We start from the raw sequence: 558 nt of genomic DNA, 5'->3' as shown, positions 1-558 counted from the left end.
TGGAGCCATAACCTTGTTGCGCTGACTAACCCAAGCCTAACGCGCGACATTATCGATCTAGCTCTAGCGGACTTGCGCTTTAGTGATCTTAGCGCCAAAGAAAACTTCATTGAGGTCAATGATCGAACCTACCACATGCGTAGCTTTGAACTAGGCGAAAATACCTTGCTAACTATTCGTGATGTAAGCGAAGGAAAAGCGATTGTTGAACACACGCTTGCCAACATGCGGTGGATGCTGATGATTTGTCTTATCGTTGCGGAATGCTTATTACTCTTGGTGCTTTGGCGACCAATGACACGCTTGCGTCGCACAACGAACATTCTTCCGTCGCTGGCTAGCCGCAATTATGCGCAAGCTAAAAAAGACTTCGATAAACTGGGTGCGAGTCGCTTCGTCAATGACGAAGCAGACATTCTACGTATCACCGCATCGGGACTATGTGATGAGTTAGAAAGCATGCGCGAGCAACTCGAAACCCGTGCGAGTGAACTCGAAAAACGAGGTCGCGAGTTAGAGCTTGAACGTGACTTTGTAAATCAGTTATTCAATACCATG

At 47.1% G+C, this 558-nt stretch carries 1 protein-coding gene; it reads left to right on the top strand.

Annotated features, from left to right (window positions below):
* The coding region (locus A3739_RS30575) for a hypothetical protein (protein ID WP_197472647.1) at positions 1 to 558 on the top strand (558 nt) is incomplete at both ends.

The sequence above is a fragment of the Oleiphilus sp. HI0067 genome (assembly GCF_001635735.1).
This window is presented reverse-complemented; position numbering and strand designations above follow the sequence as displayed.